At 67.0% G+C, this 16,197-nt stretch carries 16 protein-coding genes; 5 read left to right on the top strand and 11 right to left on the bottom strand.

What is annotated here, in order from left to right; translation table 11 throughout:
- Window positions 1-168 precede the first annotated feature (168 nt).
- The gene (locus M1L61_RS12425) at window positions 169-708 is read left to right on the top strand and encodes a DUF411 domain-containing protein (RefSeq protein ID WP_010485452.1); all 540 of its coding nucleotides are present in this window, start codon (window positions 169-171) and stop codon (window positions 706-708) included.
- A gap of 115 nt (window positions 709-823) precedes the next feature.
- Here the strand turns inward: M1L61_RS12425 and blaL1 are convergent, their stop codons facing one another.
- The 4 genes from blaL1 to M1L61_RS12405 all read right to left on the bottom strand — a co-directional run bounded on the left by blaL1 (window position 824) and on the right by M1L61_RS12405 (window position 5,650).
- Window positions 824-1,696, bottom strand: a complete 873-nt coding sequence (gene blaL1 / locus M1L61_RS12420; RefSeq protein WP_248853548.1) for a L1 family subclass B3 metallo-beta-lactamase — start codon at window positions 1,694-1,696, stop codon at window positions 824-826.
- Between the two features lie 95 nt (window positions 1,697-1,791).
- Window positions 1,792-4,221: a TonB-dependent receptor gene (locus tag M1L61_RS12415; RefSeq protein WP_248853546.1), complete on the bottom strand. Its 2,430-nt coding sequence runs from the start codon at window positions 4,219-4,221 to the stop codon at window positions 1,792-1,794.
- A gap of 71 nt (window positions 4,222-4,292) precedes the next feature.
- Window positions 4,293-5,129: a FecR domain-containing protein gene (locus M1L61_RS12410; protein WP_191849436.1), complete on the bottom strand. Its 837-nt coding sequence runs from the start codon at window positions 5,127-5,129 to the stop codon at window positions 4,293-4,295.
- Window positions 5,126-5,650: an RNA polymerase sigma factor gene (locus tag M1L61_RS12405; protein ID WP_049455150.1), complete on the bottom strand. Its 525-nt coding sequence runs from the start codon at window positions 5,648-5,650 to the stop codon at window positions 5,126-5,128. Before M1L61_RS12405 ends, M1L61_RS12410 begins: the two co-directional genes overlap by 4 nt.
- A gap of 202 nt (window positions 5,651-5,852) precedes the next feature.
- Here M1L61_RS12405 and M1L61_RS12400 point away from each other — a divergent pair, with 202 nt between their 5' ends.
- Genes M1L61_RS12400 through M1L61_RS12390 form a run of 3 tightly spaced genes read left to right on the top strand, consistent with a single transcriptional unit; the run spans window position 5,853 to window position 7,736 of the window.
- On the top strand, window positions 5,853-6,119 hold the full coding sequence (locus tag M1L61_RS12400) for a hypothetical protein (RefSeq protein ID WP_010485461.1): 267 nt from the start codon (window positions 5,853-5,855) through the stop codon (window positions 6,117-6,119).
- Between the two features lie 9 nt (window positions 6,120-6,128).
- Window positions 6,129-7,301 (top strand): low temperature requirement protein A, encoded by a 1,173-nt coding sequence (locus M1L61_RS12395; RefSeq protein WP_049481051.1) that lies wholly within the window; start codon window positions 6,129-6,131, stop codon window positions 7,299-7,301.
- A 42-nt stretch (window positions 7,302-7,343) separates the two neighbouring features.
- Entirely contained in the window at window positions 7,344-7,736 is a 393-nt protein-coding gene (locus M1L61_RS12390) for a DUF3224 domain-containing protein (protein ID WP_010485465.1), read from the top strand.
- Window positions 7,737-7,749: 13 nt separating this feature from the next.
- Here M1L61_RS12390 and M1L61_RS12385 read toward each other — a convergent pair whose 3' ends face one another.
- The 7 genes from M1L61_RS12385 to pip all read right to left on the bottom strand — a co-directional run bounded on the left by M1L61_RS12385 (window position 7,750) and on the right by pip (window position 15,264).
- A complete protein-coding gene (locus M1L61_RS12385; protein WP_248853545.1) occupies window positions 7,750-8,391 on the bottom strand; it encodes a response regulator transcription factor in 642 nt (213 codons plus the stop codon).
- A complete protein-coding gene (locus M1L61_RS12380) occupies window positions 8,384-9,439 on the bottom strand; it encodes an ATP-binding protein (protein ID WP_248853544.1) in 1,056 nt (351 codons plus the stop codon). Before M1L61_RS12380 ends, M1L61_RS12385 begins: the two co-directional genes overlap by 8 nt.
- A gap of 189 nt (window positions 9,440-9,628) precedes the next feature.
- Window positions 9,629-10,366 carry an MgtC/SapB family protein gene (locus M1L61_RS12375; RefSeq protein WP_248853543.1) on the bottom strand — a complete coding sequence of 246 codons (738 nt, stop codon included), beginning with the start codon at window positions 10,364-10,366 and terminating at the stop codon, window positions 9,629-9,631.
- A gap of 30 nt (window positions 10,367-10,396) precedes the next feature.
- Complete coding sequence (gene mgtA / locus M1L61_RS12370) at window positions 10,397-13,156, bottom strand: magnesium-translocating P-type ATPase (protein WP_100445851.1); 2,760 nt, start codon at window positions 13,154-13,156, stop codon at window positions 10,397-10,399.
- Between the two features lie 63 nt (window positions 13,157-13,219).
- Window positions 13,220-13,519 carry a hypothetical protein gene (locus M1L61_RS12365; protein WP_005413574.1) on the bottom strand — a complete coding sequence of 100 codons (300 nt, stop codon included), beginning with the start codon at window positions 13,517-13,519 and terminating at the stop codon, window positions 13,220-13,222.
- A gap of 291 nt (window positions 13,520-13,810) precedes the next feature.
- A complete protein-coding gene (locus tag M1L61_RS12360) occupies window positions 13,811-14,110 on the bottom strand; it encodes a hypothetical protein (protein ID WP_010485475.1) in 300 nt (99 codons plus the stop codon).
- Window positions 14,111-14,316: 206 nt separating this feature from the next.
- On the bottom strand, window positions 14,317-15,264 hold the full coding sequence (gene pip, locus M1L61_RS12355) for a prolyl aminopeptidase (RefSeq protein ID WP_248853542.1): 948 nt from the start codon (window positions 15,262-15,264) through the stop codon (window positions 14,317-14,319).
- Between the two features lie 114 nt (window positions 15,265-15,378).
- On the opposite strand from pip, the gene M1L61_RS12350 reads away from it, so the two are divergent.
- Complete coding sequence (locus M1L61_RS12350; protein ID WP_248853541.1) at window positions 15,379-16,041, top strand: TraX family protein; 663 nt, start codon at window positions 15,379-15,381, stop codon at window positions 16,039-16,041.
- Window positions 16,042-16,197 lie beyond the last annotated feature (156 nt).

The following is a 16,197-nucleotide window of genomic DNA, read 5'->3' as shown; positions in this document are numbered from 1 at the left end:
GCAACGCGCACCGCCGCCGTTGCCGGATCCGCTACGACCTCCCATCGTGTGATTCCCTGCAGGCCTCAAGTACCTGCCATAGCTGCTCGACTCATTCTCGACTCTGCCTGTGCCTTCGATGCGCAGGCAGCGGGCCGCGTTGCCCGCATCTGCAAAGGAATCAACACCATGAACCGTTCTCTCTCCCTCGGCCTGCTGCTGGGCACCGTGCTGGCCACCACCGCCTGCGCGCGTGCCGCTGAAGAATCCGCCGCCACGCCGGTTGCCAGCGAAGCCCCTGCGGCACCGATCATGGCCGGTCCGTCGCAGGTGGATCCTGCACTGCCCATCGCCATCGTGCACAAGACTGCCAGCTGTGGCTGCTGCGGCATCTGGGTCGATCACCTGAAGGCCGAAGGCTTCCAGGTGGATGTGCGCGACACCGACGACATGAACCCGATCAAGGTCCGCCTGGGTGTACCGGTCGGCAAGGCCTCCTGCCACACCGCCGAGATCGGTGGTTACGTGGTTGAAGGCCACATTCCGGCCGAGGACATCAAGCGACTGCTGGCCGAGCGACCGGCGGTGCGCGGGCTTGTGCTGCCCGGAATGCCGGCCGGTTCGCCGGGCATGGAAATGCCGGATGGCTACGTGCAGCCGTATACCGTCGAGCTGGTGCGCACCGACGGCAGCACCGAGCCGTTTGCCCAGCACGGGCAGGGTGGCTGATGGTCGCAGGTGCCGGTCGCCCTGACCGGCACCTTCCCACGTGTCCTGTGTAGAGCCGAGCCCACGCTCGGCTGTTTTCTTCCGGCAAGCCGAGCGTAGGCTCGGCTCTACAGGATCAGCGGTGTGCCGCAGATTCCTTGGCCAACTGCGCGTCGAACGTCTTCTCGGCCGCATCCGCGTAGGCGCTGCAGGTCAGTGCCTTGGCGCCGGCCTTGCTGCCGGCGGCATAGTTCCAGTTGCTGGCGCCAGGGTGCGGGGTCAGCAGCAGGTCGCAGGGCAGGCCACGCACGGTGGTGAAGCTGCGCTTGTAGTCCTCGATCAGGCGCGGATAACGTGGATTGCCCTTCAACTGATACCCCGGTGCACTCAGGCTGTCGGCGTAGGCGATGCGCACCGGCTTGCCGTCGCGCGTATCGGTCCAGGTCCAGGCGGTGCTGCCCGGGGTGTGCCCCGGCATGAAGTGCGCGGTGAATGCGATGCCGCCCACCGTGACCACTTCGCCATCCATGATGATGCGGTCGGCGCTGGTGGGCGGATAGGTGATGCCGTCGCCAAAGTGCAGGTCGTTGCTGCCGCCGCGCGCCAGCAGCACCGCTGATTCGGCATTGGCCACCACGTGCGCGCCGGTGCGACGCTTGAGCTCGGCCACCGGGCCGGCGTGGTCGGCATGCGCATGGCTGAGCAGGATCAGTCGCAGGTCCTGCGGGGCCACGCCGCGCACCTTCATGTTGTCCAGCAGGTGGCCGGCCATCTGTGGCATGCCGCCGTCCAGCAGCACTGCGCCCTCGGCGGTCTGCACCAGCAGCGCGGTCAGGTTTTCGGTACCGATCTGCCAGGTGTGGTCGGCGATCTGCAGCGGTGCCATCGGCTGCAGCCAGGAGGTGTCCACGGTGTAGGCCCGCAGCTGCGGCAGTGGTGCGTCGGCGGCACTGGCGTGCGCGACCGGAACAGCAGCGGTCAGGGCGAAGGCGAGCAGGGAACAACGCATGGTTCACGTCCGTTTGAAGGAGGCCCAGAAACTAGCATGGGCCCCCTTCATCGCGTCTCGCATAGATTTCATGGCTCCCATAAGGGCGCCATGGATCAGTACCGGTACTGCCACCCCAGCGTCAGCACCCGGCCGCGGCCGGAGAAATAGCTCGGATTCGACGGCGTGGTCTGCGAGTAGTAGCTGATGTACTGCTTGTCCGCCAGGTTCTGCACGCCCAGCGTGAAGGCGTGCTTGTCCAGCGTATAGCGCGCGACCAGATCCAGAGTGGTGTAACCCTTGAACTCCGCCACCTGCGCGCCACGCAGGTCGAAATCGCGGTCGAAGGCATGGCTGGCCTGCAGGCGCGTGCTGAGCTGCGGCGTCCAGCTCTGTTCCCAGAACGCGGTCAGCCGGTTCGGTGCGATGTTCACGCCGGCGAGGTCGCTGTCGAGACGACCGTCGACGTCGGCGTCGTAGCGGCCGTTGGCGCGCGCATAGCCCAGGCCAAGCCGGCTGTCGCCCAACCGCAGGCGCAGGTTGCTTTCAAAGCCTTCCACGCGGGTGGCCTGGCGCTGCACCGCATAGGCATCGATGCCCGGATCGTAGATCAGTACCGAGCCGAGCTTGGATTCGGAGGTGTAGTAGGCGATGTCGCCGCTGAAGCGGCCATCGTCGTACTCCAGGCCAATCTCGCGGTTGTCCGACACCACCGGTGACAGGTCGATTAGGCTGTCCACGCGTTGTCCGTCGCGGTTGATCGCGCGCAGCACGCGGCCGACGTCGGCCACGGTGTAGCCTTCCGAATAGGAGGCGTAGGCGTTGAGGCGGTCGTTGATGTACCAGACCGCGCCGAAGTTGGGCAGGGTCTCGCTCATGGTCGGCTTGCCGCCGGCTACCTTGCGTGCGCCGTAACGGGGCAGCGTGGTGTAGTCACCCACCTCCAGCTCGCCCTTCTCGTAACGCAGGCCGCCGGACAGCATCAGGTGATCGGTCGGCCACCAGTGCAGCTGCAGCAGCGGTGACAGGCTCTGGTAGGTGGTCTGCGGCACCCAGTTCATGCCACTGGCCAGCAGCACCTGGTGGGTGCGGTCGCGCAGGCCGTCCAGGCCCAGGGTCACGTCCAGCGTGGTGTCGGCGACGCGGGTCCAGCTCTGGGTCAGCTTGAAGCCGCGCTTGTCCGATTCGTTCTGGGTCTGGTCCCAGGCGGCGTTGGCGCCGGTGTTGCCCCACGGGTCCCACTGGCTGGCACCGTAGCGGCCTTCGAAATCCACCGCGAAGGCCTGCGCCTGGAAACGGCCACCGAGCAGGTCGGCGGCGCTGTAGTCCACCGTCAGCGAACGCGAGCGGTTCATCGGCGGATCGAGTGGCGTATCGCCGGGGACCGAAATGGTCGGGCGACCGGTCCGATAGTCACCGTTGATGGCCAGGTAGTTGTCCATCCCGCGCAGTTCGTAGCGGTTGGCCATGACCTGCAGGCGATGGCCCTCGGCAATGTTCCAGCCCAGCTTGGCGAACACGTTCGATGAGGTCGAGTCCATCAGCTCGCCCTGCGCGTTGGTGCCGATCGATCGGCCCTCGCCGTCGTGGTACAGGCCCTGCTTCTCATAGGCCAGGCCAGCCACCAGGTCGAACTGCTCGCCGCGCACGCCCACCAGGGCCGAGCCGCGCTGGCCATTGTCGTCGTGGCGGCTGGGCAGGGCAGCACTGTAGCTGACGTTGGTGTCGAGCAGGAACGCGCCCGGCTCACTGGGCGCACTGCGGGTGATGATGTTGACGATGCCGCCGGTGCCGCCGATGCCCTGCAGCGCGTTGGCGCCGTGGATGACCTCGATGCGTTCGATCATCGCCGGGTCGATGGTGTGCGAATCACGCGAGCCATCGCGCAGCGGCGTGGACTGCGGCACGCCGTCGACCATGTACAGGATGCCGCGGCCACGCAGGGTTTCGCCGTAGTTGGACATCTTTTCGCGCGCCGGGGCAAATGCCGGGATCTGTGACGACAGCACCCGCGACACATCCGAACCCAGCGCCAGCTGCTGGGCGATGTCCTCGCGGGTCAGCACCGTGATGGTATTGGGCATGGCGGTCTCGCCCTGCGGCATGCGCGCGGTCGAGGCCGAGACCGTAACGCGGGCCAGCGACGTCGTCGTGGCGGATGACGGCGCCGATGATGCGGCCCGGGCCGGGGTGCGCGGCTTCGCCGGCGCTGGCGCGGCACTCACCACGAACACACCCGGCGAACGTTCCTGCATCGCCAGGCCTTGCCCGGCCAGCAGCCGCTGCAGGGCCTCACGCGGGGTGTAGCGGCCATCAACAGCCGGGGCGCTGCGGCCGCTCACGCTGTCGGCGGCGAACAACAGCTGGATGCCACTCTGCCGCGCCAGCGAGTTGAGCGAAGCCTGCAACGGGCCGGCCGGCAGGTGCAGCTCGATGGGCGCTGACGCAGCGGTCTGCGCCGTGGCGGGCAGGGCCGCACACAGGCAGGCAGCGAGCAGGGTGGGGGCCAGCCGGCGCAGAGCGGCAGGCGGAACAGGGCGGGTCATGCGGGGGTCCTTCGGAAGGTTTCAAGCACTTGCCGGATGGGACGGCGCGCAACCCACCCTCGGTGTGGCATTCAATCGCGGGCGCGCAGATGCAGGCTGCCATCGGTGCCGGCATGCACCTGCACCGGCAGGATCTCGGGCAGCAGCGCGAGTACGGTCTCGGCGCGGTCGGCATCGAAGACGCCCGACACCTGCAGGGGCCCCAGCGCTGGGTCGTCCAGCACGATGGGACGGTCGTGATAGCGCTGCAGGATGCGCAGGACCTCGGTCAGTGGCATGCGGTCGAACTGCAGGCGTCCGGTGGTCCAGTCCGCCTGCTCTGGATCGATGGCTTCCGGAGGTGACAGCGAACCGCGCTGGGCCAGCAGGCGCTGCCCTGGCTTCAGCCGCTGTTCGCTGCCGCCCTCGTCGACGCGCACGCCGACCTCGCCGCGCCACAGTGTCACTTCGCTCAGTTCCCCCTGGCGGTCGACGTCGAACACCGTGCCGTAATTGCGCACGTGGACCGGGCCGGCATCCACCCCGAAGCGTCGCCAGGCCGAGTGCTGCACCTCGAAGCGTGCCCGCCCTTGTTCCAGCAGCACCTGCCGGGAGCGCAGATGGCGGCGCACCTGCACGCGGGTGCCTGCATCCAGCTGTACCCGACTGCCGTCGGCCAGGACGAGTTCACGGCGTTCGCCCACGCCGGTCTGGTAATCGCGGACCTGCCAGGCCGGGTCGGCCACGAGTACGGCGCCGGCCAGCACCAGCAACACGGGCAGTACCCGCTTCGCGCCGCCACCCCGGCGGCGCAGCGTTTCCGGGTCGGGCAGCGGAAAGCGTTGCTTCAGGGCGTCCCGATGCTGGTCCAGGATCTGGTCGGTGCTGGGGACTTCGGGTGGCGGCGGTGGTGCAGGTGCATCGCTCATTGCAGCGTGCCCTGCTGGCGGCAATCGGCCATGGCCAGCCGCAGGTGACGCTCCACCGCCTTCAGGCCGATGCCCATGCGCTGCGCGACGTCGGCCTGCGGCAGCGCGTGAATCTTGTGCAGGATGAAGACCTGCCGGCGCCGGCAGGGCATGCGCTCGATGGTCGCGCTCAGGCGCTGCAACGCCTGCTGTCCCTGCGCCTGCTGCTCGGGGCCTGGGCGTGGGCAGGCATCATCGGGCAGTTCGGCACGCGACTCCACCCAGTGCCGGCGCAGATCCTCGGCGCGGCAGCGGTCCACCGCCGCATCGTGGGCGATGCGCCGCAGCAGTGCGATGGGTTGCCGTGCATCGTAGGCGGCGGGGCGTTCCAGCAGCCGCACGCAGACGTCGTGCACCACTTCACGGGCCAGCCCTGGCGACCGGAAACGGCAGCGCAGGTACTCCACCAGTTCCTCGTAGTGGCGCACCAGCGAGGACACCAGCGGCAGCGCAGGAGGGTGTGGGGAAGGTAGTTGGGACATCCGGACCGGAAGCAGGGGCAAGGGGCGGGCACGGGGAGGGCATCCCTGCGCGATGACGCAATACTAATGGGAACCGTTCTCGTTTGCTATGTGGTTCGGGGATCGGGATTGTTCGGCGAGGCTGGAAAGTGAAACCACGATCATCGGCTGGAGCGCAGAATCGGCCGCGGCTAGCCTGCCAGCAGGCTCAAGGAGATGGACCATGCACGTGCTTCTGGTGATGGTGGGTGGGGTGCTGTTGTTGGGGGTGTTCCTGCTCTTCGGGCGGCTGTGGAGCGTAGGCCAGTCACAGCTGCCCACGGCCCTGATCGCGTTCATCGCCACCTGGCTGCTGGTGACGGTGGCCAACATGTGGGTGGGCGTGAGCAAGGCCGGCTACGCCGTCCGGGAGGAACTGCCGATCCTGCTGCTGGTGTTCGCGGTGCCGGCCTTGCTGGCCGGTCTGCTGTACTGGCGCCTGGCGCGCTGAAGGACGGCCATGAGCACACGACTGCGACTGCCTGCCCTGCGCCAGCGCGATGGCCACCACGCCCGCGTGACCTACGAAGAGCTGTTCTTCGACCTCGTCTACGTGTTTGCGGTTACCCAGCTCAGCCACCATCTGCTGCATCACCTGGATCTGGTCGGGGTGATGCAGACCCTGGTGCTGTGGTTCGCGGTCTGGCTGGGCTGGCAGTACGCCTGCTGGGTCAGCAACTGGTTCGATCCGGAGACGCCACGCATCCGCAGCCTGCTGTTCGTCACCATGCTGCTGGCGTTGCTGATGTCCTCGTCCATTCCCGAGGCCTTCGCTGAACGCGCCTGGGTCTTCGCGGGGGCCTACGCCACCATGCAGGTCGGGCGCACGGTGTTCGTGCTGCTGGAGGTCGGGCGCAACCATCCGCTGGCGCCCAATTTCCGCCGCATGCTGGCGTGGGTGAGCGTGTCGGCCTGCTTCTGGCTGGCAGGCGCTGCTGCCGAGGGCAACCTGCGCCTGGCCTTGTGGGCGGTGGCGGTGGCCTGCGAGTACATCTCGCCGATGTTCGGCTTCGCGTTTCCGGGGTTGGGCCGTTCGCACACCCGCGAGTGGACCATCGAAGGCGGGCACCTGGCCGAACGTTGCCAGTTGTTCGTCATCGTCGCGCTGGGTGAAACGTTGCTGGCCACTGGCGGCGTGCTCAGCGAGGTCGAGCACTGGAGCGGCGATGTGGTCTCGGCGGTGCTGGCCACCTTCGCCGGCACCATCGCCATGTGGTGGTTGTATTTCGGCATCTCCAGCCGCGATGCCACCGCGGCGATCACCCATTCCGAGGACGCCGGGCGGATGGGGGCCAACTTCCACTACGTGCATGCGCTGCTGATCGCCGGCATCATCGCCACCGCGGTCGGCAATGACCTGGTCATGGACCATCCTGGCGCGGCGGTGACCCTGGTCTACGCTACGGTGCTGGTTGCCGGACCGTTGATCTACCTGCTGGGCAGCGCCTTGTACAAGCGCATCGTGTACGGGCGCGCCCCGTATTCGCATCTGGTCGGTGCAGTGGCGTTGGTCGTGTTGGGGGTGGTTTTGCCGCACACCCATCTGCTGGGCGCCGGCTGGCTGACCAGCGCGGTGCTGCTGGCGGTGGGCTTGATGGATACGCAGTTGAAGCGTCGCCTGCGGCGCGCATGATCCGCACGTGCCGTTGCCGCATTATCGACGAGGGAGAGCAGGATGCAGGGCGAAGCGCGCGGAACCTTTGAAGTGAAGCTGCTGCCGATCGGTGGCAACGACGGCCCGATCGGGGTGATGTCGATCGACAAGGTCTTCCATGGTGACCTGCAGGGCAGCAGTGTCGGCCAGATGCTGGCATTCCGCAGCCCGGTGCAGGGCTCAGCGGGCTATGTGGCGATGGAACGGGTAACGGCCACGCTGGCTGGGCGTCAGGGCGCTTTTACCTTGCAGCACAACGGTCTGATGACTCGGGGAACGCCGGAGCTGAACGTGGTGGTGGTGCCCGATTCGGGCAGTGAAGGACTGCTCGGTCTGAGCGGCACACTGGAGATCTCCATCAGTGAAGGCCGCCACGACTACCGGTTGGTCTATGTGTTGCCGGAGCCGGAATAGACCGTTCCCGGAGTCAAGCGCTGCCGGCCTGCAGGCGGTCATACATCCGCACCAGGTCGACCAGGGTGCGTGCGCCCATCTTGCGCATCACCTGCGCACGGCGCACCTTCACCGTGATCTCGCTGACGCCGAGGTCGCCGGCGATCTGCTTGTTGAGGCGGCCGCGTACCACGCCATCGACCACCTCGCGCTCGCCCGCGTTCAGCGAATCCCAGCGTTGCTGGAGCGCGCCGAGCACGTCGCCGTCGCGGCGCCGCTGGCGGTCGATCTCGATGCCCTTGTGGATGGCATCCAGCAGTTCCTGGTCGCGGAAGGGCTTGGTCAGGAACTCGATGGCGCCGTCCTTGATCGCGTTGACGCCCATCGCAATGTCGCCGTGGCCGGTGATGAACACCACCGGCAGCTGCAGACCGTGACTGCCCATCGTGCGATGGAATTCAAGCCCACTCTGGCCGGGCATGCGCACGTCCAGCACCAGGCAGGCCGGCGCATCTTCCAGTTCGTGTTCGAGGAAGGCCTGGGTGGAAGTGAACGCCCGCACCTGCAGGCCCATTGAGGCCAGCAGGTCTTCCAGTGCGGCGCGCACCGACGGATCGTCGTCGACTACATAGACGATGGGTGCTGGGTCGATGGCAGGGGCAACGGGCTTACGCATGTTGAACGTCCGTGGCGATGGGCAGGTCGAAGACGAAGCAGGCACCGCCGCCTGCTGGTCGTTCGGCGCGGATCTGGCCATCGTTGGCCTCGATCATCGAACGGCTCAGGCTGAGGCCCAGTCCCAGCCCGTGTGACTTGGTGGTCCAGAAGGCATCGAATACACGCTCGGGATGATCGGCGGGCAGGCCGACGCCGCGGTCGCGCACGCTGAGACTGACCCGCTGACCGTCACGTCGGGTCAGCAGCGACAGGCGTCGGTCGGCGGGAGGCACGGTTTCCATTGCGTCCACCGCATTGAGAATCAGGTTGCCGATCACCTGCTGCACCTGCACACGATCGGCCTGCACCGGGGGCAGGTCGGCATCCAGCAGCAGGGCCACGGCCACGCCGTGCTGGTCCAGTTCACTGCGTGACAGCGCCAGCATTTCCTCCACCGCGTGGTTCAGGTCGAAGGCGTGCCGTTCCGGAGCGGCGCCTTGGGTAAGTCCGCGGATGCGGGCGATCACGTCACCGGCACGGTGCGCGTCGGCCAGGATGCGGGCCACGGTCTGCCGGGCCTTGTCCACGTTCGGCGGATCCTGCGCCAGCCAACGCTGGCAGGCTTCGGCACTACTGGCGATGGCCGCCAGCGGCTGGTTCACTTCATGCGCGATGGAGGTGGTCAGCTCGCCGACGGTGGAGGCGCGGGCAACCCGCAGCAGGCGGGCCTGCGCATCCTGCACCGCGGCCTTGGCCGCTTCCATCTTCAATGCCAGATACGTGGTGATGCCGATCACCAGCATGCCGATCGCTGAATTGACCAGGCCGATGCGGTAGGTGCCGAAGCGGGTCAGGAAGAAACTGAGGCCGGTCAACGCGATGCAGACCGCGGCAAGCAGGATGAGACCGCGTGCGGGCAGGCGCCGTGACGCCGCCAGGATGACGGCAGCGTAGAAGCAGGCGGCGGCAACGGCGTAGTCGGTAACCGTATCGACCAGGAAGATGGCCGCCATCACGATGATCAGGGCCAGCACGACCAGGGGGCGGCGGGGCGACAGCGATGGCATCGGGATGGCTCCCTGGCGTGGGTGGAAAGGATAGCAAAGCGCTGTTCGGTAGATGCCGACCTTGGTCGGCATGGGTTGTGCGCGGTCATGGTGCCTGACGGATTGTGCCGACCACGGTCGGCACCTACCAAGGCGGTGCACGGTAGCGCCGGGCCATGCCCGGCGGGATGCGTCCATCAGCGGCCGGCACTACTCCTCCAGGCTGGCGTTCCAGAACCCCTGCAGTACGCCGGGCGTGGTCGCCAGCGTGGCCAGCACGGCATCGAGCTCACCGGCATGCACCGTGGTGGCATACAGCACCGCTTCGATCTCCACGTCACGCTCGCCGAATGGCCGCTGGTCCACCGCGCGCACCGGGTACTGCGCCTGCTCAAGCAGCAGCAACAACCGGTCCAGTACCTCGGCCTGCTGCTCGCGCTGGCAGACCACGTTGATCGCATAGGTCGCCTCGCTGAACGCTTCCGGCAGCGGCTGCCGCTGGATGCGGTTCACCACCGGCCGCAGCAGGGTGTTTGCGGCCAGCACGAACACTGCCGCCAGCACCGCCTCGGGCAGCAGCTTGATACCGGCACACGCACCTACCGCCGCCGAGCCCCACAGGGTGGCGGCGGTGTTCAGGCCGGACACCTGGGCGCCGTCCTTTATGATCGCACCGGCGCCGAGGAAGCCGACGCCGGAGATCACATAGGCCACCACATGCAGCGGCGAGGGTGGACCGCCGTACAGGTCATGGAAGCGCACCGCCAGATCGACGAACACTGCCGCGCCCACCGCTACCAGCGTATTGGTGCGCAGGCCGGCGGTGCGTTGGCGCAGCTGCCGCTCCAGGCCGATGATCGTGCCCAGCACGAACGCCACCGACAGGCTGATCAGCGAGCTCAAGGTCGCGCCGGCGTTGAAGGCCGGCAGGTTGGGATTGATGTCCATTGTGTTTCTCCCTGGACAAGCGGCGGGCGTTTACTGCCAGCCGTACCGGCGGATGTAGAACTTCTTCAGCGCGGTGGTCAGCACCGCATAGCCGAACAGGATCGCCACCAGGAACGGCCAGTAGCCAGCCGGCAGCGCCTGCAGCTTGAAGTAACCGGCCAACGGGCTCATCGGCAGGGCCACGCCGATGGACATGATCAGGCCGGTCATCAGCAGCAGTGGCGGCGCGGCGATGCTCTGCAGGAACGGTACCTTCGGCGTGCGGATCATGTGCACGATCAGGGTCTGGGTCAGCAGGCCGACCACGAACCAGCCGGACTGGAACAGGCTCTGGTCGCCGGCGGTGCGCGCATCGAACACGTACCACATCAGCGCGAAGCAGGTCAGGTCGAAGATCGAGCTGATCGGCCCGAAGAACACCATGAAGCGGCCGATGTCCGCCGGGTTCCACTTCAGCGGCCTGCGTACCAGTTCCTCGTCCACGTTGTCGAACGGAATGGCGATCTGCGAGATGTCGTACAGCAGGTTCTGCACCAGCAGCTGCAGCGGCAGCATCGGCAGGAACGGCAGGAAGGCGGAGGCCACCAGCACCGAGAACACATTGCCGAAGTTGGAACTGGCGGTCATGCGGATGTACTTCAGCATGTTGTTGAACGTGCGCCGGCCCTGGATGACACCTTCCTCCAGCACCATCAGGTTCTTTTCCAGCAGGATGATGTCAGCCGCCTCCTTGGCGATGTCCACGGCACTGTCCACGCTGATGCCGATATCGGCCGCACGCAGTGCCGGGGCATCGTTGATGCCGTCACCGAGGAAGCCGACCACCTTGCCCTGGGCGCGCAGCTCGCGTACCAGCCGTTCCTTGTGCAGCGGCGTCAGCCGGGCGAACACGCGGTGGTGGTGCAGTGCCCGTGACAATGCGCCATCATCCATGCGCTCGATCTGCGGGCCGGTCAGGATGGTGTCGGCGTCCAGCCCCACCTGCGCGCAGACGCGGGCGGTCACCAGTTCGTTGTCGCCGGTGAACACCTTGACCTCCACGCCATGCGCGGCCAGCGCCTGCAGCGCCTGCGCTGCCGATTCCTTCGGCGGGTCCAGGAAGGCGACGTAGCCGACCAGGGTCAGGCCACATTCGTCGGCCTGCGAATAGGTGGTCTGGCTGGCGGCGGTCTCTTTCATCGCCACCGCCACCACGCGCAGGCCCTGTTCGTTCAGCTCTTCGGTGGTCTGCCGCACGCGGGCCAGGCGATGTTCATCCAGCGGCATGTCCTGGCCGTTCTCGCGCACGGTGCTGCACACCGCCAGCATTTCTTCCACCGCGCCCTTGCAGATCAGCTCATGATGGTCCTCGCGCTCGGACACCACCACCGACATGCGGCGGCGCTCGAAGTCGAACGGGATCTCATCCACCTTGTGGTAGTCCTGCGACAGCCGCAGCGAGCTTTGCAGCTCCACGTGCTCCAGCACCGCACGGTCCAGCAGGTTGATCAGCCCGGTCTGGAAGTGGCTGTTGAGATAGGCGAACTTCAGCACGTCTTCCGAATCGTGGCCGAACACATCGGTATGACGCTCCAGCGCGATCCTGTCCTGGGTGAGGGTGCCGGTCTTGTCGGTGCACAGCACTTCCATCGCGCCGAAGTTCTGGATTGCATCCAGGCGCTTGACGATCACCTTGCGCCGCGACAGCAGCACCGCACCCTTGGCCAGGGTGGAGGTAACGATCATCGGCAGCATTTCCGGCGTCAGGCCCACTGCCACCGACAGTGCGAACAGGAACGCCTCGGTCCAGTCGCCCTTGGTCCAGCCGTTGATCAGCAGCACGAACGGCACCATCACCAGCGCGAAGCGGATCAGCAGCCAGCTGACACTGTTGACGCCGGCCTGGAATGCGGTCGGCGCGCGGTCAGTGGCGGTGCTGCGCAGGGCCAGCGTGCCGAAATAGGTGCGGTTGCCGGTGGCCAGCACAACGGCGGTGGCAGTGCCGGACACCACATTGGTGCCCATGAACAGCAGGTTGTGCTGTTCCAGCAGGCCAGCCAGGCCGTCGCCCGGGTGCGCGAACTTCTCCACCGGCAGCGACTCGCCGGTCATCGCGGCCTGTGCCACGAACAGGTCCTTGGCAGTCAGCACGCGGCAGTCGGCCGGAATCATGTCGCCGGCCGACAGCACGATGTGGTCGCCGGGCACCAGTTCGCGGATCGGCAGGTCCAGCAGGCGCGCCGGGCGCCGGCTGTGCAGGTGCGCACCGAAGTACTGGTCGGCCACATCGGCGGCCTCGGTACCGGGATTGCGGCGCAGCACGCGCGCGGTATTGCCGACCAACGCCTTCAGCCGCTCGGCTGCACGGTTCGAGCGGCCCTCCTGCACGAAGCGGATCAGCGTGGACAGCAGCACCATCGCACCGATCACCATGGTGGCCTTGATGTCCTCGGTCAGCCAGGACACCGCCGCCAGCACGGTCAGCAGCAGGTTGAACGGATTGCGGTAGCACTGCCAAAGGTGCCGCCACCACGGCAGCGGCTTTTCGTGATCCACCTCGTTGGGGCCGAGCGTCGCCAGCCGTTCCTCGGCCTCATGCGGGCTGAGGCCATCGGCATGCGACCCCAGCGTGGCCAGCAGCTCGGCTTCCTCCTGCTGGGCCAGGGTGACCAGGCCGGTGGTGAGCGCGAACGGTGCCGCGTCGGCGCTGCCCGGGCCAAACCCGGCTTCGGGCATCGCACGGCGACGGAACAGGTTGCCTGCGCGACGGCTGCGCAGGAAGGCATTGAACCAGGCGTTGAGCAGGCTCATGGGACTCTCCTCGAATGTCAGAGCCGGCCGGGGCCGGAACACGAACGGAACGGATGCAACCGATCAGGCGTGGCGCATCGCCAGCACCGCCGGCGACCACGGCTGCATGTGCAGGCGCTGGCTGCCGCCGATGCACAGCGGCTTCATCGCATCACGCAGCGGATAGGGCAGATGACGCAGCACGGTGATGCGCTCGCTGATCGGCAGCAGCGACAAGGCGTCGGCCACCACGCGTGGCGAACCGAGTGACAGCGAACGGGCAAACATCACGGGGCCGTGCTGCAGCAGCTGGCTGCGCAGCGCGGCAACATCGCGCTCGCCGATCAGGCGGCGCAGGGTGATGTAGAGGATCTTGTAGGACATGGGGCGATCTCCAGGCAAGCGGCGCCTGGCGGTCCCCCGTCACTCAGGCAGGCAGGGACCGGCGGGCAGGCGCCAGGAACAGGCAACAAGCGGTCATCCGGGGCGCGGTGCGCCCGGCAGGGTCGGGGTCCATCTGCGTCTCCATGAGGGGAGGGTGCCGGCCAGGATTGCCCTGGCCAGTGGCGCTATTGTCCGCCCCTGAATGGGACGGGCCTAGAGGCTCGTGGGTTAGCCCGGCTATACCTTGGTATAGCCGGCATGCGCAGCGTCAGTCGAGGGCTCAATGATGGATCAATGCGAAGCGCTGGTCTGCTTGCACACGTCGTACTCGCCACGGCTCAGCGTCTTGTTGCGGTCGGTGTCGCAGGCGTGCAGTCGTTCGGCCCAGTCCGGTGCCACGGCATCCACCTCGGCCAGCGTGACGATGCCGTCCTTGTCCTTGTCCAGCGATTCGTAGGCAGGGATGAGCCTTACTTCTGTCACGTCCTCGGCGGCGGTGGCCTTGCTGGCCTCCTGCGGATTGGTACAGGCGCCCAGCAGCAGGCCCGCAGATAGCGAGAGAGCGATGGGAAGGCAGCGATAACCGGTCATGGCGTGCTCCTGGGGAAAGGGCGAACCACCGGTGCGGTGGTCACCGCCGGATCTTCTGCGCGGAGCTGTAAGCGGGCTGCGAAGAATGGGGCCGTGGACCGTTGCCGGTGGGTCGCCATTCACCTGGCCGCGCAGCAGCGATTGCGCGGAGTCGACGCTACCCTCGAACGGTGGGATGCCGGCCAGCGGCCGGCACCACCATCTGCTCAGAAACGGTCGGCAAAGGCGTCCGTCGCCCGCACAAGCGCATCCACCGTGGCCGGCTCGTTCGCGCTGTGGCCGGAGGTCACCATCTCCAGCCGGGCTTCCGGCCAGGCCTTGGCCAGATCCCACGCACTGCGCGGCGGGCAGATGATGTCGTAGCGCCCCTGCACGATCACGCAGGGCAGGTGGCGGATGCGATCGATATCGCGCAGCAGCTGGTCCGGCTCCAGGAAGATGCTGTTGCGGAAGTAATGCGCTTCAATGCGGGCCTTTGCCAATGTTTCCAGCGGGTCGTCGGTGGATTGCGCATCCACGTCGTGCTGCAGGGTGGCGGCGTTGTCTTCCCAGCCCAGCCAAGCCTGCGCGGCTTCGATGCGGGTCGCTTCATCCGGGCCATCCATGCGCGTCCAGTAGGCCGCGATCATGTCGCCACGCTCGGCTTCCGGGATGTAGGCCTCATAGCGTTCCCAGCGTTCCGGGAAGATCCAGCGCGCACCGCCGTTGGCCTCGGCGAACCAGCGGTTCTCCATCTCGCGGCCGAGGAACACGCCACGCACGATCAGGCCGGTGGCGCGTTCGGGATGCGCCTGCGCATAGGCCAGCGACAGCGTCGAACCCCATGAGCCGCCGTAGACCAGCCAACGCTCGATGCCCAGGTGCTCACGCACCTTCTCGATATCGGCCACCAGATCCTGCGTGGTGTTGTCGCGCAGTTCGCCGAACGGTGTGGAGCGGCCGCTGCCGCGCTGGTCGATCAGCACGATGCGGTACCGCGCCGGATCGAAGAAGCGGCGGTGGGTGGGCGAGATGCCAGCACCCGGGCCGCCGTGCAGGTACACCACCGGAATGCCCTCTGGCGTGCCGCACTCTTCGATGTGCAGCGTGTGCAGATCGCTCACCTTCAGGGTGAACTCGCGGTACGGCTCGATGGCGGGGTATAGGGTTCGCACGGCGGACGTCTCACAAGCAGGGGCGGCCAGCATAGCGCCCCCGCCTGCTGCCTGCAGCGTCGTGCTCCTGCGCGGCGCTGGAAATGCGCTGGCCGATGCGCATAAGCTTCCGCGATGCAAGCGACCACGACCGGGACGTCAACCTTCTTCACCCTCAGCAGCGGCGCGCGCGAGCTGCTGAAGTGGATCGCACTGCTGGCCATGACGGGTGACCACGTGGCCAAGGTGGTCTTCGGCGGCTACGTGCCGGTGGTCAGCGAACTGGGGCGCATCGCCTTCCCGCTGTTCGCGCTGGTGATGGCCTGCAATCTCGCCCAGCCGGAGGCCGACCTGCGCAAGTCGATGCGCCGATTGGCACTATGGGGCTTGATCGCGCAGCCATTGCATGCACTGGCGTTCGGTTTCTGGCTGCCGCTCAACATCCTGCTCACCTTTACAGTTGCAGCAGTAGCCGTACATGCGCTGGCGAACAATCGGCCGGTGCAGCTGTTACTGGCTGCCGGCGTGCTGCCGATGTTCGTGGACTATCAGTGGGCCGGGGTTGGCAGCGTGCTGCTGGCCTGGATCGCGTTCCGGCACCGGGCGTGGTGGCTGTTGCTGGTTGCGCTTGCAGCGGTGTGCTGGGCCAACCACAACGGCTGGGCACTGCTGGCCATTCCGGTAGTGCTGCTGGCGGCGCGGGTGCCGTGGCAGCTGCCGCGCTGGCGGTGGGCGTTCTACGGGTATTACGTGGGGCATCTGGCGGTGCTGGCGTTGGTTGCCCATCTGCTTGTGTAATTTCGGAACTGGCATGTCGAGTGTCTTGAATGCCGGATGCGGTCAAGGAATGCGCGTCGCAGGTGGGGGTGAAGCATGCCGCCATCGGCGTGTGTAGAGTCGAGCCATGCCCGACTCAGCGGGCGAGCCGGAGCCGAGCATGGCTCAGCTCTACAC

This window comes from Stenotrophomonas sp. NY11291 (genome assembly GCF_023277365.1).
Classification (GTDB): Bacteria; Pseudomonadota; Gammaproteobacteria; order Xanthomonadales; family Xanthomonadaceae; genus Stenotrophomonas; species Stenotrophomonas geniculata.
This window is presented reverse-complemented; position numbering and strand designations above follow the sequence as displayed.

Excerpts from the sequence above, each read along its gene's own strand:
- M1L61_RS12425 (WP_010485452.1), top strand. The coding sequence starts at position 169 with ATGAACCGTTCTCTCTCCCTCGGCCTGCTGCTGGGCACCGTGCTGGCC.
- blaL1 (WP_248853548.1), bottom strand. The coding sequence starts at position 1,696 with ATGCGTTGTTCCCTGCTCGCCTTCGCCCTGACCGCTGCTGTTCCGGTC.
- M1L61_RS12415 (WP_248853546.1), bottom strand. The coding sequence starts at position 4,221 with ATGACCCGCCCTGTTCCGCCTGCCGCTCTGCGCCGGCTGGCCCCCACC.
- M1L61_RS12410 (WP_191849436.1), bottom strand. The coding sequence starts at position 5,129 with ATGAGCGATGCACCTGCACCACCGCCGCCACCCGAAGTCCCCAGCACC.
- M1L61_RS12405 (WP_049455150.1), bottom strand. The coding sequence starts at position 5,650 with ATGTCCCAACTACCTTCCCCACACCCTCCTGCGCTGCCGCTGGTGTCC.
- M1L61_RS12400 (WP_010485461.1), top strand. The coding sequence starts at position 5,853 with ATGCACGTGCTTCTGGTGATGGTGGGTGGGGTGCTGTTGTTGGGGGTG.
- M1L61_RS12395 (WP_049481051.1), top strand. The coding sequence starts at position 6,129 with ATGAGCACACGACTGCGACTGCCTGCCCTGCGCCAGCGCGATGGCCAC.
- M1L61_RS12390 (WP_010485465.1), top strand. The coding sequence starts at position 7,344 with ATGCAGGGCGAAGCGCGCGGAACCTTTGAAGTGAAGCTGCTGCCGATC.
- M1L61_RS12385 (WP_248853545.1), bottom strand. The coding sequence starts at position 8,391 with ATGCGTAAGCCCGTTGCCCCTGCCATCGACCCAGCACCCATCGTCTAT.
- M1L61_RS12380 (WP_248853544.1), bottom strand. The coding sequence starts at position 9,439 with ATGCCATCGCTGTCGCCCCGCCGCCCCCTGGTCGTGCTGGCCCTGATC.
- M1L61_RS12375 (WP_248853543.1), bottom strand. The coding sequence starts at position 10,366 with ATGGACATCAATCCCAACCTGCCGGCCTTCAACGCCGGCGCGACCTTG.
- mgtA (WP_100445851.1), bottom strand. The coding sequence starts at position 13,156 with ATGAGCCTGCTCAACGCCTGGTTCAATGCCTTCCTGCGCAGCCGTCGC.
- M1L61_RS12365 (WP_005413574.1), bottom strand. The coding sequence starts at position 13,519 with ATGTCCTACAAGATCCTCTACATCACCCTGCGCCGCCTGATCGGCGAG.
- M1L61_RS12360 (WP_010485475.1), bottom strand. The coding sequence starts at position 14,110 with ATGACCGGTTATCGCTGCCTTCCCATCGCTCTCTCGCTATCTGCGGGC.
- M1L61_RS12350 (WP_248853541.1), top strand. The coding sequence starts at position 15,379 with ATGCAAGCGACCACGACCGGGACGTCAACCTTCTTCACCCTCAGCAGC.